Here is a 13,921-nt window from a genome sequence, read left to right as displayed (position 1 = left end):
AAGACCACCCTTTCATACCAACCTGGAGTTCTTCCATGCAGACCCGCCGCGCTCTCCTCAAAACCTCAGCCAGCCTGACATTCGCCGCCGGTGCCATCGCCGCCCTTCCCTCGGCTGTTCTGGCCAAAGCACCAATCGTCGGAAGGCAGGCGGCAGGTTACTACCGCCTGAAGCTCGGCGACTACGAAGTCACCGCCCTGTCGGACGGCACAGTGGCGCTTCCCATGGCCAGGATCTATGAAGGCATAGAAGAGAAGGATGCCGAGGCCTATCTCGCCGGTTACTTCCAGAAAAACCCGACGGAAACCTCTGTGAATGCCTTTCTCGTCAACACAGGCGAACGCCTTGTCCTGATCGATGCCGGTACCGGCGATCTGATGGGCCCATCGCTTGGCAAGCTTGTCGCCAACATAGAAGCGGCCGGTTACAAGGCGAGCGAAATCGATGATGTCATCCTCACCCATATCCACGCCGACCATTCCGGCGGCCTGTCGAGGAACGGCAAGCGCGTATTCGAAAATGCCGTGCTTCACGTCAACGAGCGCGAGGCAAACTTCTGGCTGAAAGCAGATGCTGCGGCGAAATCCGATCCGGGTCTCGGCCCACAGATCGCACAGGCAGAGGCAGCCGTCGGCCCCTATATCGCGGCGGGAAAATTCGAAACCTTTGCGGATGACGCCGCTCCCATTCCGGGCTTCACATCCGTCCTGCGCAAGGGCCACACGCCGGGTCACAGCGCCATAGCGATTGAAAGCAAGGGCGAGAAGATCGTCTTTTGGGGCGATATCGCCCATGGCGACGTGCTGCAATATGATCGGCCGGAGATCGCTGTCGAGTTCGATGTCGACCAGAAACAGGCGGCCGCTACGCGTGCGATTGCCTTTGCCGAAGCGGCTGACCAGAAATATATGGTCGCTGGTGCGCACCACGCTTTCCCAGGCATCGGCCACGTTCGGCGGGACGAGACCAATTACGACTGGGTACCGCTGCTCTACAGCGCCAATTACTGAATGTAATTCAGGCACCGCCGGACAAGGCGGTGCCTGAAATCGTCATGAGAGCGAGACGTCACGCGTCTCGACCCGGATCATCAATGCCGCCACGGCCGCCAAGGCAAGAAGAGCGGCAAAAATGCCGATCGTCAGACCGAACCCGTGGCTGACCACATAGACCATCGCCGAAGGTGCAAGCAGACCGCCCAGACGCGCCATCGCGCCGGCCGCCCCCATGCCAGTGGCGCGCGAGCGTGTCGGGAAGAGTTCCGGCGTATAGGCGTAAAGCGCGCCCCATGTGCCAAGCAGCGCAAAGCTCATGAGGAGCAGCGAGGTTCCGATGACGACAGAACCGGAGCCGAGTACAAAAAGCAGGCACCCGGCAGCAGACAGGATGCAGAAGCCCGTCAGCGTCGGCTTGCGGCCCCATTTTTCAACACCGTAGGCCGCCAGTGCGTAACCGGGAATCTGTGCAAGCGCCACCAGAACCAGAAAACCGTAACCGCGAACGAAGCCGAAGCCCTCGCTTGCGAGCTTCGCCGGCATCCAGGTGAAAATGCCGTAATAGGAGACAGACACCAGAAACCAGATGGCGAGGATGATGACACTGGTTCGGCGCAAGGCGGGCGAGAAAATGCCTTCGCGCGCCAATGCCATCGGCGGGGCAATCTCTTCGTCATCGGCGAGCCCCTTGCCGTTATTGACGGTCAGTATCCGGTCCATCACCTCTCGCGCTTCTGCATTTCGGCCCGTGCGCAAAAGATAGATAGGCGATTCCGGGATGAGAACACGCATCCCTATCCCGATCAGCGCCGGCAGCGCGGTCACGGCAAAAATAAGACGCCAGGCATCGGCCATGCCCGCGACGCTCGCGATCCATGCAGTAAGTGCCACAATCAGCGTGCCGATCGCCCAGAACCCTTCCAGCGCCACCAGCCAGCGCCCGCGATTTTTCGCCGGCAGGAATTCCGACATCATCGCGTAATCGACCGGAAGTGTGCCCCCGACAGCAATGCCTGTCAGGAACCGGAGGATCAGGAGAATGGTGAAGTCGGGTGCGAAAACTGAAAGCAGGCCGAATAACGCATCGCAGGAAACGGTGATGATCAGCACATTACGACGGCCGATCCGGTCCGCCAGGCGGCCGAATCCCATTGCACCGAGAAACATGCCGAGAAAGAAAACGCTGCCGGTCTGCAAGGCTTCGGGAATGGTCAACCCGAAGCTGGCGGCGATCGATGCCGCGGTAAACCCGACAGCCAGTACCTGCATCGCATCGGCCGCCCAGACGAGGCCAAAAACCCCGATCAGTCTACGCTGGTATCGTCCAGCGCCGGCGCGGTCGAGCGCCTCGTCCACCGTAATTGCTCTCATCCCACTGCCTTCTTCATGAGGCACCGGTTCCCCTATTTACCGGCGATGCGAGATGCATAGTTGATTTACGTTATTTACGCCAGCAGATGTCGCCTTTGAGCTGAGAATGCACATCCTCGGCAAGCGGCACGACGAGCACCCGCGCCGGATCGACCGGCCCCGGAAACGCCAGCGCGTCATAGGCCACCTTCTCGAAGCCGAGCGGCATGTAATAGGGCGGATCGCCGATCAGGATCACGCCTTCGGAACCCTTGCGCTTTGCCGCTTCGATCGCGATCCGCACCAACTCCCGGCCGATGCCCATGTTCTTGTGTGTCGGCCGCACGGCAAGCGGCCCGAGCATGTGACCCTTCACCGTGCCGGCCAGAACCGGGGTCATGCGAACGGAAGCAATCGTCTCGCCGTCATCGGCACAAATGAAGGAAAGCGACCGGTCATGCGGCCCCTGCTCGCGGATTCGCGCGGCGGCGCGCACATGACGGCCTGGCCCGAAAGCTTCCTCATTGATCAGCTCGATCGCCGCATCATGCGATGCGTCTTCCGTCAGATAGACGAGATCGTGCTTTGCCAGAGATTTCCGGGCGACAAGGTGCAGAGAGGCAGATGAAGACATGGGAGAACCGAAGCCGTAAAAATGAGCGGACAGGACATGCGAAATCGATGACGCCTCGTCTGGCGTCTTGGTCGATCTTCAGCGTCGTCGCAGTGCCCGTGCTTCGGTCATGTAATTGAGGTATCCCACAAAAATGTGAAAAGCCAACTAGCAGGATTTTTTTCACCCGTCCAATGCAAAAACGCACTGTTCGAAAAATTGCGTCTCGCAATCTCAAGCCCTTGCCGTATCTATCCGGGAAACAAGAAGGAGAGCGCCATGGGCAGGCTCGTTGACGGCAAATGGCAGGATGTCTGGTACGATACGAAGGCAACCAAGGGGCGTTTCGAGCGATCGCAATCGCAGTTTCGCAACTGGGTCACTGCGGATGGCGCAGCTGGCCCATCCGGTAAAGGCGGTTTCAAGGCCGAAGCCGGACGTTATCATCTCTACGTCTCATACGCCTGCCCCTGGGCACACCGCACGTTGATCTTCCGCAAGCTCAAGAAGCTGGAAGACCTCATATCCGTTTCGGTGGTCGATTACCTGATGCTGGAAAACGGCTGGGAATTCAAGAACCGCGACGGCGCAACCGGCGACGATCTCTTCGGCACCGATTATCTCTATCAGGTCTATCTCAAAGCCGATCCGCATTATTCCGGCCGCGTGACCGTACCAGTTCTGTGGGATAAGCAGCAGAATACCATCGTCTCGAATGAAAGCGCCGAAATCATCCGCATGATGAACAGCGCCTTCGATGGCCTGACCGGCTCGGACCTCGATTTCTATCCCGCCGACTTGCACGAGGAAATCGACTCACTCAACGCGATCGTCTACGACCGGGTCAATAACGGCGTCTACAAGGCGGGATTTGCGACGTCACAGGAAGCCTACGAGGAAGCCGCCAAGTCGCTGTTCGAAACGCTCGACACGCTGGATCGGCGCCTCGAAACAAGCCGCTATCTGTTCGGCGACAAGATTACCGAAGCCGACTGGCGCCTGTTCACCACGCTTTTGCGCTTCGATCCCGTCTATGTCGGCCACTTCAAGTGCAACATTCGCCGCATTGCCGATTATCCGAACCTTTCCGGATATTTAAGAGATCTTTATCAGCATCCCGGCATCGCCGAGACTTGCAACCTCGCCCATATCAAAGGCCACTACTACGGCAGCCACAAGACCATCAATCCGACCGGCATCGTTCCTATCGGACCAGCACTGGATCTCGAGGCAGCTCATGGTCGCGAGAGACTTGGGGGCTGAAACGCTCCGTAGTCTTCACCAACATCACCGACCGGTCGCCTGGCCGCGACAAAGATATTCGCCTTGAGAGACCGTCGGCATGGGCCGGGCCGCAAAACTGGATTGAATTTTACTAATTTAGAGATTTATTGACAATGCAAATGGCCGGTTCATAGTCCCCGATCGCAATTATGCACTTGGAGGCCCCAATGACCAATCGCACCATCATTCTTGCATCCTTTGCTCTGCTCGCCTCTGCAGCTTTCGTGACCCCGGCGTCCGCACTCACAATGAAGGAATGCAGCGTCAAGTATCAGGCCGCCAAGGCTGACGGTTCCGCCAAGGACGTCAAATGGAACGACTACCGCGCCAAGTTCTGCGGCGCAGACGCTGCCGCCGAAGACGCAGCCGACGACAAGGAAGTTGCCGCGACGACAGAGAAGGAGCCGGCAAAGGCAACAACCAAGGCCCCGAAGAGCGTCGTTTTCCCGAATGCGATCGACAAGAAATATTCGAGCGAGACGCCTGCCAAGGCCCGGCTCAAGACCTGCGTCGACACCTATCACAAGAACAAAGACGACGGCACGCTCGGCGACCTCAAGTGGATCCAGAAAGGTGGTGGTTACTGGAGCCTGTGCAATACGGCTCTGAAAAGCTGACGCCGATCGCAAGCCCACAACATCATCCCCCACCGTCTCGGACAACCGCTCCGAGGCGGCGGATAATCAGGCCCGTCACCAGAAATCCCCGCGCTCGGCCTCTCCGCTCAACTCTCGCAGCCGCCTGAGCGTCGCATCCGTCACGTCCTCCGGCAGCGCGTCCAGCGCAAAGAACCCGCTTTCGGCAATCTCCCGGTCGGGCAGACGCGGAGCCGTCTGCTCGACATTGACCCTGTAAAACAGCACATGGTCGCGCTTGCTGGCCCTGCGGTTGTAGTAGACGTTCAGGAGATCGGGCTTTTCGGTCATTACCAGATTGCCCTCTTCTCGCAATTCCTTGACCAAAGCCTCAAGCGCCGTTTCGCGATGTTCCATCCCGCCACCCGGCAGATACCAGCCCGGAACATAGGTATGACGCACCAGAAAGATCTCGCCCTGCGCGTTGAAGCAGGCTGCGCGAACACCCATCGTCATCCCGCGGGAAACAAGGAAAAAACGATGCAGCAGCCAGACCACGATACGCGTCCGCCATGTCCCGATCTCAGCTATGCCGGTAGCGCCCATCTGCTCTCCGCTCCGCTCGCGTAAATTTCATAACGAATTTCCGTTTCGTGCGTTATGTCTGGGCCATGTTCAAATTCGCCCATATTTCCGACATCCATCTGGGACCGCTGCCGAAACTGTCGGTTCGGGAACTCATGTCCAAGCGTATCACCGGCTTCATCAACTGGCATCGAAACCGGCGCAAGCATCTGTTCGTCAATACACTCGATCTTTTGCTGAGCGATCTCAAGACCCGCCATCCCGATCAGCTCTTCATTACCGGTGATCTGGTCAATCTTGCGACCAAGATCGAGACCCGACTGGCAAGGGAATGGCTGGACACAATCGGAGATCCTGAAGACACGACCGTCGTGCCCGGAAACCACGACGCTTACGTACCCGGTGCCCATGATAAATCGGTCGCGGCCTGGTACCCGTTCATCAAAAGCGATGATGACCCGGGCGAGTGGCCGAAAGACGACCATATATTCCCAACCTATCGCCAGCGCGGGCCGCTGGCTATCATTGGCTGTTCGACATCCAACGCCACACCTCCCTTCTCCGCGTCTGGCTTTTTCAGCCCGAGACAGGCCCGCGAGACAGTCAATCTTTTGAAAAAGGCCGGTGAGGAAGGTCTGTTCCGCGTCGTCCTGATCCATCATCCACCGATCCAGGGAGCTGCATCCTCGCATAAACGCATGATCGGCATCCGACGCTTTGCCGCGGCCATTTCGACCGGCGGCGCCGAACTGATCCTGCATGGGCATACACATCTCAACACCGTCTACTGGCTGAAGACCCATGATCGGCCGGTGCCTGTCGTCGGCATCGCCTCGGCCTCACAAGGTCCCGGCGGACACAAGCCGCGCGCCGCCTACAACCTCTTCAACCTGTCCGGCAAGGCGGGAGCATGGAACCTCAGTTGCGAGCGTTATGGACTGACCGAAAGCGGCGACAGCATCCATCTCGACGAGACCAAGATCTTTTACGGTGAGGCACCGTTACAGTTCTCGGTGGAGGAAGCGGCAAGAGTTCTGCAAGGTTAGGAGATGCTTGTTGCAGAATCGTCACAATCGATTCATAGTTAGTACCTTCAAGCATTCATTCGAATGAGAGCAAAAAGGCCATATTCCTCTGATGAATCCGCCAGCAGTTTCAACCGATATCCGTCGTGACCTTGTGGCTTTGCTGCCGCGGCTGCGGCGGTTCGCCCAGACGCTGACCGGAGATGCGAATGCAGCGGACACCCTCGTGCGCGAAGTCTCTGCCCGCGTCATTCTCAAAAGCCATCACTGGAAAGGCGAATGCCGGTTGGAAAGCTGGGTGTTCAATCAGATCAGGATCGGCTGGAGCGACGAGGTTCGCAAGCGCAACCGCCAGGAACCGCTCTCAAAGCAGAATGCCGAAGCAACTGGCGTTAGCGGCTGTGAATCCAAGGCGTTCCTCGGCATGCCTGAGGGTCTGGCAAGTACGCTTCTTCTCGTTGATGTCGAAGGTTTCGATTATTCTGAGGCAGCATCGATCCTCGGCGTCACACCGGAACTGGTCTCATCACGCCTTTGTGCCGCACGATTGGCACTTTCCTCCCAACCGCCTGGTTTTGCGGAAAAGAGAGCGTGACTATGGCAAATAAGGAGCCATCGGCGATGGAACGTCGTCTTTCCGCGTTTGTCGATAGCCAGGTGTCTGATACGGAGCGTCAGGATGTCGAATCCCTGCTCGTCAACGATCCGCATGCCCGCGCACTGCACGACGATTTGAAACGCGGCAGCCAGACCGGCCGACTTCTTCTCGAAGAAATGCTCAAGGAGCCGGTGCCGCTCGATCTCGTCCGCAGCATCAAGAACGCCCCCCTTCCCCGCAAGGCGGTACGGCTTCCAGGATCCTCCCGCCGCAACCGGGCCTTTCGTCCTTCGGGCCTGCAGGCTCTGTCGGCCTGCGCCCTGACGCTCTTGGTTGGCGGCAGCCTGGGCTACATGATCGGCGCTCGACCGGATGGCTCTCATGCGCCGCAAGCATTGGCAAGCCCGGCATTTCAGCAACGCGACTGGCTGGACGATATCGTTTCCCATTTCCGCCTCTACAGCCGCCAGCAGAACCGGCTGGTGGAAATCGGTGCGGACAGGCCGGCCGATATCCTCGAATGGCTGACCACCGGAACCGGCGTCGGCTTCCGCATTCCGGACCTCACCGATAGCGGGCTTGCCTTCGTCGGCGCACGTCTAGTCACCGCTGAAAACACCCCGACCGGCGTACTTTTTTATCGCCGCACCACCGGCGACAATGAAGGCGACATTCTGGCCTTGACCTTCTCAAGAGCGCGGCCAGAAACGACCAAGCCGATTGAGGACATCCGCCTCGACACCAGCCTCGTATCCTGGAGCACCCCGCTTGCGACTTATGTGATCGTCGCCCCGTCTTCGGCCGCCGATCTCGACGAGATCGCGGCAAAGGCTGCCGGTCTCATCTGACGACCATTCAAGCTCAACAAAAAAGCCGCTGCGGTTTCCCGCAGCGGCTTTTTGATTTAATGCGGAACGAGAGGCGCCTAGCGCGCCCTCTCCTCCAGAACCCGGTTTGCCGCGGAAACGATCGCATCGAGCGAGGCCGTGACGATATTCGTGTTGACGCCGGCACCGAACAGCTTGCCACCCGGATGCTGCATCTCGACATAGGCGATAGCCGAAGCGTTCGAGCCGTGCTGCAGCGAGTGTTCGGAATAATCATTCACCGACAGGTCGATGCCGAGATAGATCGACAGCGCATTGATGAACCCGTCGATCGGCCCGGTTCCCTTGCCTTCGATGCGCTTGGTCTCGCCATTGTCGATAATCTCCGCCGCAACGACCCGCACGCCCTTGTGGTGAGGCTCGGACGGATATGTGTGGTGATCGACGAACTTCAGACGCGCACCGGACTGCTCCACATAACGCTCCATGAAGCGCTCGTGGATGCGCTTCGAAGACAGTTCCTTGCCCTCTTCATCGGTGATCCGCTGGATGTCCTCGCGGAATTCCACCTGCAGGTTGCGCGGCAGGTTCAGGCCGTAATCCTGGCTCAGGATATAGGCAATCCCCCCCTTGCCCGATTGCGAGTTGATGCGGATGATCGCCTCATAGGAACGACCGACATCCTGCGGGTCGATTGGCAGGTATGGCACTTCCCATACAGGGTGGTTAGCGACCTTGATCGCCTTCATCCCCTTGTTGATCGCATCCTGATGTGAGCCGGAGAATGCGGTGTAGACCAACTCGCCAACGTAAGGATGGCGCTCGGGGATGACCATCTCGTTGGAATATTCGTAGACTTCCTTGATCCGCTCGATGTCGGAGCAATCCAGTTCCGGATCGATGCCCTGCGTGAACATGTTCAGCGCCAGCGTCACGACGTCGACATTGCCGGTGCGCTCGCCATTGCCGAACAGCGTGCCCTCGACGCGGTCCGCACCCGCCATCAATGCCAACTCGGTCGCGGCAATGCCGGTACCGCGGTCGTTATGCGGATGAACCGAGATGATGACGTTTTCGCGGTTGTCGATATTGCGGCACATCCATTCGATCTGGTCGGCATAGATGTTCGGTGTCGCCATTTCCACGGTCGACGGCAGGTTGAGGATCAGCTTGTTGTCGGCCGTCGGCTTCACCACCTCGATCACCGCGTTGCAGATCTCCAGAGCCACATCCAGCTCGGTACCGGTAAAGCTTTCCGGGGAATATTCAAAACGGTAACCGCCGCCGGCCTTCGCCGCCATGTCGGTGATCATCTTTGCGGCATCGACGGCAATCTGCTTGATACCGTGCACATCCTTGCCGAACACCACGCGGCGCTGCAGTTCGGACGTCGAGTTGTAGAAGTGGATGATCGGCTTGTGTGCGCCTTCCAGCGATTCGAACGTGCGGGTGATCAGCTCCGGACGGCACTGCACCAGCACCTGCAGCGATACATCTTCCGGCACGCCACCCTCTTCCACGCACCAGCGGGCGAAATCGAAATCGGTCTGCGATGCGGACGGGAAGCCGATCTCGATTTCCTTGAACCCCATGTCCAGAAGCAGCTTGAACATCCGCGCCTTGCGGTCATGGCCCATCGGGTTGACCAGCGACTGGTTGCCATCGCGCAGGTCGACCGAACACCAGATCGGCGCCTTCTCGATCGCCTTCGACGGCCAAGTGCGGTCCGGAATGTTGATCGTCGGATAGGCGCGATACTTCACGCCCGCGGACTGCATGCCTTTTGCCGATGCGGAAATCTTGTTGTCCATGTCTTCGTCCTTCACTCGCATCCGCAGGAGCATTTTGGCTCGATGCCGTTCTCGACCATCCGACTGCGGATTTTGGACCTCTTGTGGTCCGGTTTCATTATCTGGGATTTGATGCGAGGAGCACTTACGCCGGCTGGCTTTTCGGCCGCCGGGCGCTCCTCAACGGACCCGGCAACCGAGTGTAAGGTCGAGGCTAAGAAGCGAGAGAGGCGCGAAAACCGTCGCCCCGGCAGCGGTGCTGCGGGCGGCAAAACGGTCAAACATGATCGCGCCTGTCATGGTCATGGGGAGATGTATAGCGATACATCAGCCATCCGGCAAGAACGGCTTTCGCGCTTCCGGTACGCCTCCGGTCAGGCGGATTTCTTCATCACCTTAGAAAGGCCGATCATCACGGCACCGGCCACAAGCCCCCAGAAAGCCCCGGAAATCCCGGCAAATGTGGCGCCCGAAGCAGTGACGAGGAAGGTGATCGCAGCGGCTTCGCGGGTCTCGGGCTCGCGCCATGCAGCAAAGGCTGCATTCGAAAATGCGCCGATCAATCCGAGGCCCGCGACCGCCTGCAACAGAATCGGTGGTGCCATCGAGACGAAGGCGATAATCCCCCCGGCGATCAGCCCGAGCACCGTATAGGTCGCTCCGCCGATAACGGCTGCCCAATAGCGCCGCTTGGGGTCGGGATGCGCGTCCTCGCTGGCGCACATCGCCGCCGTGATTGCCGCAAGGTTCACCGGCACGCTACCGAAGAAAGCGATGATGGTCGAGAATATGCCGGTCGAGGCGAACAGCGGTCCCGGCGGCGGCTCATAGTGATGTGCCTTCAGGATCGCGATGCCCGGAATATTCTGCGATGCCATGGTGACGATGAACAGCGGCAACCCCACCGAGATAAATCCGTGCCAGGTGAAGAGAGGCGGCACCCAGATCAGGTTCGGATGGATCGCAGCGCCAATCTGGCCGAACACGTCATCGGGCAGATCGATGCCGAAGACCAGCACAAGCGCGAAGGCACCGAGCGCCGCCGGCACCGCCCAGAGCCGCCAGCGCGAGACCACGACCATCCAGGTCAGCACGATCGGCAGCCCGAGCGCGGCATTGAAGGCGACGGCATTCACCGGCGCAAGGCATAGGCTGAGAAGAATGCCCGCCAGCATCGCATTGGCAATCGGCGCCGGGATCTTGCGGATCATCTGCCCGAGCGGCCGGAACAGGCCGGAAAGCGTGATCATCACGCCGCAAAGCACGAACGCCCCGACCGCCGCAGGAAACCCGCCCTCGATCGCGCCGGTCGCCGCCAGAAGCGCACCGCCGGGCGTTGTCCAGGCCATCATGATCGGCATCCGGTGGCGAAGCGAAAAGAACACCGTGAGCACGCTTTGCGCAATGCAGACAGCCAGCAGCGCCGACGCAATCTCTTCAGGCGATGCGCCCATCGCCTGAAGGCCCTGCATGATGACGGCAAAGGAGCTGACGAAACCGACAAAGGCTGTCAGCAGCCCCATCGTCAGTGCCGAGGGAGAAAAGTCCTTGAGCATGGGTATCCGAAAAGCCTGGCAAGGGATGGAAATCTGATCCCTGCAGATCAAAATCCTCAGCTCCTTGCAAGCCTCGTCACGTCAAAACCGTTCGCCGAAGACAAACACGGTCAGAGAAGCCACTCGCTGGTTTGTGCAGCGGATCCGGCATTCGTTGCCTCTAGGTCATCGAGCGAATAGGCGCGGATATAGTCGATGTTCATTTCCGACCCGTCGGGCAGCCCATCCGAAGGTGTGCCCGCCATGCCGCCGATCGCCAGGTTGACGATCATGTACATCGGATCGTGCATGTCGTCGGGAGTATCCGTCTGCGCCACCGCTACATCGTCGAAATACCAGGTGATGTGATCCTCGTCCCACAACAGACCGTAGGTGTGAAACCCTTCCGTATCGGCCACCGCAACGTTGTTGATGACCGAAGTCTGCTTACCGGTTTCGTTCGAATGAGCCGAAAGGATCAAGGTATTCGGGTCCTGTCCGCGCATTTCGATCACGTCCAGTTCCGGCGGCCATGAACCGTCCTCGGGCAACAGCCAGAAGGCGGGCCATGCCCCCTGCTCGTCCGGCATGTCGGCGCGGATTTCGAAATAGCCGTAGGTCTGCGCGAAGGACGCATGGGTCGTCAGCATGCCAGACGTGTAGTCGTAACCTTCGACGTCGCCGGAAAGCGCATCGGGAGTCTGTTCTGCTCGGATCGTCAGCACGCCGTCTGTCACCGAGAACGGATTTGCCGACGCTGTCGGTCCGTATAGAGGATTGACGTACCATTGCTGCTCGCCATTGGTATGCAGCGACGCCCCCTTTTCCGGCGCCCACCAGTATTTCGCTTCCCACACACCGTCCTGACCATCGTACAGGGATAGCGAATTGAAGTCGTCGTTGAAGGTGAGCGTCAGGTTCGATCGATCGAGGTTGAGTTCGAACTGGTCGGCGCTGAGATCGTCAGCTGTCGTATTGGCCAAGACGACGCTTTCGCCATTGCCCAGATTGAGCCAGAGATTCGTCCCCTGCTGGGAGGATTGATTGATCAGTTGATCGAATGACGTGACGCCGTAACCATCGAGCCGGATCGTATCATCGCTGCTGAAGTCGGTAATGAGATCGGTCCCGTTGCCCTTGGAAATGATGAACGTATCGGCGCCACCGCCACCGATCAGCACATCGTTTCCTGCCCCGCCATCGATCGTCTGGCGGGTCGATCCGCCTCGGATGATATTGTCGGCGGAATTACCGAAAGCATAACGGTTGTCGCCGGTTACCCGCAGATTCTCGAAATTCTCCGGAAGAGTGTAACTCATCCAGGTATCAATCGTGTCCACACCTTCGCCAGGCTTTTCCTCAGCCCGATTGATGCTGGAATAGAGATAGTAGATGTCGTCACCGGTTCCACCCGTCATCGTGACGTTGACGGAACTGTCGCCCCACATGGAATCATTGCCTGCGGTCCCGTACTGGATCGGTCCGGAGCCCGTTGCGGAAAACCAGGCAGTCGAGCCTGCGCTGTAATAAAGTGCGACACCAAGCGCATTCGAAATGGAGTTCGTCATTGAAACTGCTCCTGTTTGAGTGGCTATCCTCCAAGTTCCTCCCACCCACAGCCTAACAGCCTCACCCGCTCAGATTTTCAATAACGCGTCATTTTCCCGGACAAACGGGCTACACAGTTAAGCCCGGCCTAACAGGCAGCCTTTTCTTATCGAATTGAAACACCTGTGCGCAATTGGAACAGCTGGCCGGCGCCGTGCGCCGCAATCGGCACACGGCGCCGTAAACGCCTGCATCCTCGTTTGCAGACGCCGGCCCGCCGGTCATCAGCGCTTCGCGATGATGACCTCAAGATAGTCACTGGGTACTACCATCGTCCCATCCTCAGCCCGATTGAAGCTTTCGATGAGGTCAAGCAGGTCTCTTTCCAGGACGGCCTGCTTCTCTGTTGGCAAGGCACTGAAAGCCTTGTGTACCGGCCCGTACCAGGTGCGGAACACCTCGACCCAGTGGCCTGGAGAACGGTAGCGGAAGACGAAAGTCTCCCGGCTTGCGGAAACGCCTGCCACAGAACCGAACAGTTCGTTCAATCGATCGGTTGTCCCCCAGAGCGACGGTGGGCGCAGGCCTGCCGGAGGCGGCACGTGCCGGCCGATCGTCTTGAACACCTGCCCGATAAAACTGTCCGGCGTCCAGTTCGCAAGACCAATACGCCCTCCCCTGCGGCATACCCTCAGCAATTCAGAAGCCGCTTTTTCCTGGTCCGGCGTGAACATCACTCCGAACGTGGAAAGCACGACATCGAAGTGATTATCGGCAAAGGGTAGCGCCTCGGCATCGGCCGTCTGAAAATTGACGCTGAGCCCTTCCGCCTCGGCGCGTCGCCTGCCTTGTTCCAGAAGCGTCGGCACGTAATCGGTCGAGCTGACAATGCACCAACGCCGTGCCGCTGCGAGCGTCGCATTGCCGTTTCCGGCAGCGACATCCAGCACCGTTTCGCCGGCCCTCAGATCAAGCGCCTCGCAAAGCCTCTCGCCGACGATCTGCAGGGTCGTGCCGACGACCGCGTAATTGCCCGAAGCCCAGGCGCCTTGCTGGCGCGCCTTGACCGCGTTGAAATCCGCTCCCGCTGGCGCGGCGGGATGCGCAAGGTCCAGATTTGCTGTCTGCATTGTCTTTCCTCCCATGTCGAAGAGCCCGATGACGCGGGCAATAATTGGAGGATGCTTCAGTCTATG

General features: G+C 59.1%; 13 protein-coding genes. 6 read left to right on the top strand and 7 right to left on the bottom strand.

The window, feature by feature from the left end; genetic code table 11:
• The first annotated feature begins 35 nt into the window (after nucleotides 1-35).
• Nucleotides 36-1,010 (top strand): MBL fold metallo-hydrolase, encoded by a 975-nt coding sequence (locus tag MRBLMR1_RS04280; protein ID WP_148145613.1) that lies wholly within the window; start codon nucleotides 36-38, stop codon nucleotides 1,008-1,010.
• A gap of 42 nt (nucleotides 1,011-1,052) precedes the next feature.
• Here MRBLMR1_RS04280 and MRBLMR1_RS04275 read toward each other — a convergent pair whose 3' ends face one another.
• Nucleotides 1,053-2,366: an MFS transporter gene (locus MRBLMR1_RS04275; protein WP_148145614.1), complete on the bottom strand. Its 1,314-nt coding sequence runs from the start codon at nucleotides 2,364-2,366 to the stop codon at nucleotides 1,053-1,055.
• Nucleotides 2,367-2,436: 70 nt separating this feature from the next.
• A complete protein-coding gene (locus MRBLMR1_RS04270; protein WP_148145926.1) occupies nucleotides 2,437-2,937 on the bottom strand; it encodes a GNAT family N-acetyltransferase in 501 nt (166 codons plus the stop codon).
• Nucleotides 2,938-3,237: 300 nt separating this feature from the next.
• Here MRBLMR1_RS04270 and MRBLMR1_RS04265 point away from each other — a divergent pair, with 300 nt between their 5' ends.
• Together MRBLMR1_RS04265 and MRBLMR1_RS04260 are read left to right on the top strand one after the other, a co-directional pair.
• Nucleotides 3,238-4,221: a glutathione S-transferase family protein gene (locus tag MRBLMR1_RS04265; protein ID WP_148145615.1), complete on the top strand. Its 984-nt coding sequence runs from the start codon at nucleotides 3,238-3,240 to the stop codon at nucleotides 4,219-4,221.
• Between the two features lie 188 nt (nucleotides 4,222-4,409).
• Complete coding sequence (locus tag MRBLMR1_RS04260) at nucleotides 4,410-4,859, top strand: hypothetical protein (RefSeq protein ID WP_148145616.1); 450 nt, start codon at nucleotides 4,410-4,412, stop codon at nucleotides 4,857-4,859.
• A 75-nt stretch (nucleotides 4,860-4,934) separates the two neighbouring features.
• Here MRBLMR1_RS04260 and MRBLMR1_RS04255 read toward each other — a convergent pair whose 3' ends face one another.
• Nucleotides 4,935-5,423, bottom strand: coding sequence for an NUDIX domain-containing protein (locus MRBLMR1_RS04255; RefSeq protein WP_148145617.1), 489 nt, complete (start codon nucleotides 5,421-5,423; stop codon nucleotides 4,935-4,937).
• Nucleotides 5,424-5,488: 65 nt separating this feature from the next.
• Between MRBLMR1_RS04255 and MRBLMR1_RS04250 the strand changes: the two genes are divergently transcribed.
• The 3 genes from MRBLMR1_RS04250 (at nucleotide 5,489) to MRBLMR1_RS04240 (ending at nucleotide 7,873) form a co-directional block, all read left to right on the top strand.
• A complete protein-coding gene (locus MRBLMR1_RS04250) occupies nucleotides 5,489-6,448 on the top strand; it encodes a metallophosphoesterase family protein (RefSeq protein ID WP_148145927.1) in 960 nt (319 codons plus the stop codon).
• A gap of 91 nt (nucleotides 6,449-6,539) precedes the next feature.
• Nucleotides 6,540-7,022, top strand: a complete 483-nt coding sequence (locus MRBLMR1_RS04245) for a sigma factor-like helix-turn-helix DNA-binding protein (RefSeq protein ID WP_148145618.1) — start codon at nucleotides 6,540-6,542, stop codon at nucleotides 7,020-7,022.
• Nucleotides 7,019-7,873 (top strand): anti-sigma factor family protein, encoded by an 855-nt coding sequence (locus tag MRBLMR1_RS04240; RefSeq protein WP_148145619.1) that lies wholly within the window; start codon nucleotides 7,019-7,021, stop codon nucleotides 7,871-7,873. Before MRBLMR1_RS04245 ends, MRBLMR1_RS04240 begins: the two co-directional genes overlap by 4 nt.
• A gap of 77 nt (nucleotides 7,874-7,950) precedes the next feature.
• Here the strand turns inward: MRBLMR1_RS04240 and leuA are convergent, their stop codons facing one another.
• From leuA to MRBLMR1_RS04220, 4 genes are all read right to left on the bottom strand, one after another.
• Complete coding sequence (gene leuA / locus MRBLMR1_RS04235; RefSeq protein ID WP_148145620.1) at nucleotides 7,951-9,663, bottom strand: 2-isopropylmalate synthase; 1,713 nt, start codon at nucleotides 9,661-9,663, stop codon at nucleotides 7,951-7,953.
• A gap of 353 nt (nucleotides 9,664-10,016) precedes the next feature.
• Nucleotides 10,017-11,198 carry a benzoate/H(+) symporter BenE family transporter gene (locus MRBLMR1_RS04230; RefSeq protein WP_148145621.1) on the bottom strand — a complete coding sequence of 394 codons (1,182 nt, stop codon included), beginning with the start codon at nucleotides 11,196-11,198 and terminating at the stop codon, nucleotides 10,017-10,019.
• 110 nt (nucleotides 11,199-11,308) lie between these two features.
• Nucleotides 11,309-12,745 carry an endo-1,3-1,4-beta-glycanase EglC gene (eglC, locus tag MRBLMR1_RS04225; RefSeq protein ID WP_148145622.1) on the bottom strand — a complete coding sequence of 479 codons (1,437 nt, stop codon included), beginning with the start codon at nucleotides 12,743-12,745 and terminating at the stop codon, nucleotides 11,309-11,311.
• 264 nt (nucleotides 12,746-13,009) lie between these two features.
• A complete protein-coding gene (locus MRBLMR1_RS04220; RefSeq protein ID WP_148145623.1) occupies nucleotides 13,010-13,855 on the bottom strand; it encodes a class I SAM-dependent methyltransferase in 846 nt (281 codons plus the stop codon).
• Between the last annotated feature and the right edge of the window lie 66 nt (nucleotides 13,856-13,921).

This window comes from Neorhizobium sp. LMR1-1-1.1 (assembly GCF_040675795.1).
GTDB classification, from domain to species: domain Bacteria; phylum Pseudomonadota; class Alphaproteobacteria; order Rhizobiales; family Rhizobiaceae; genus Neorhizobium; species Neorhizobium cellulosilyticum.
This window is presented reverse-complemented; position numbering and strand designations above follow the sequence as displayed.

What these genes read in the sequence shown, in the direction of transcription:
- MRBLMR1_RS04255 (WP_148145617.1), bottom strand. Translation starts at nt 5,423, where the DNA reads ATGGGCGCTACCGGCATAGCTGAGATCGGGACATGGCGGACGCGTATC.
- MRBLMR1_RS04245 (WP_148145618.1), top strand. Translation starts at nt 6,540, where the DNA reads ATGAATCCGCCAGCAGTTTCAACCGATATCCGTCGTGACCTTGTGGCT.
- MRBLMR1_RS04260 (WP_148145616.1), top strand. Translation starts at nt 4,410, where the DNA reads ATGACCAATCGCACCATCATTCTTGCATCCTTTGCTCTGCTCGCCTCT.
- MRBLMR1_RS04280 (WP_148145613.1), top strand. Translation starts at nt 36, where the DNA reads ATGCAGACCCGCCGCGCTCTCCTCAAAACCTCAGCCAGCCTGACATTC.
- MRBLMR1_RS04230 (WP_148145621.1), bottom strand. Translation starts at nt 11,198, where the DNA reads ATGCTCAAGGACTTTTCTCCCTCGGCACTGACGATGGGGCTGCTGACA.
- leuA (WP_148145620.1), bottom strand. Translation starts at nt 9,663, where the DNA reads ATGGACAACAAGATTTCCGCATCGGCAAAAGGCATGCAGTCCGCGGGC.
- MRBLMR1_RS04220 (WP_148145623.1), bottom strand. Translation starts at nt 13,855, where the DNA reads ATGCAGACAGCAAATCTGGACCTTGCGCATCCCGCCGCGCCAGCGGGA.
- MRBLMR1_RS04250 (WP_148145927.1), top strand. Translation starts at nt 5,489, where the DNA reads ATGTTCAAATTCGCCCATATTTCCGACATCCATCTGGGACCGCTGCCG.
- MRBLMR1_RS04265 (WP_148145615.1), top strand. Translation starts at nt 3,238, where the DNA reads ATGGGCAGGCTCGTTGACGGCAAATGGCAGGATGTCTGGTACGATACG.
- eglC (WP_148145622.1), bottom strand. Translation starts at nt 12,745, where the DNA reads ATGACGAACTCCATTTCGAATGCGCTTGGTGTCGCACTTTATTACAGC.
- MRBLMR1_RS04275 (WP_148145614.1), bottom strand. Translation starts at nt 2,366, where the DNA reads ATGAGAGCAATTACGGTGGACGAGGCGCTCGACCGCGCCGGCGCTGGA.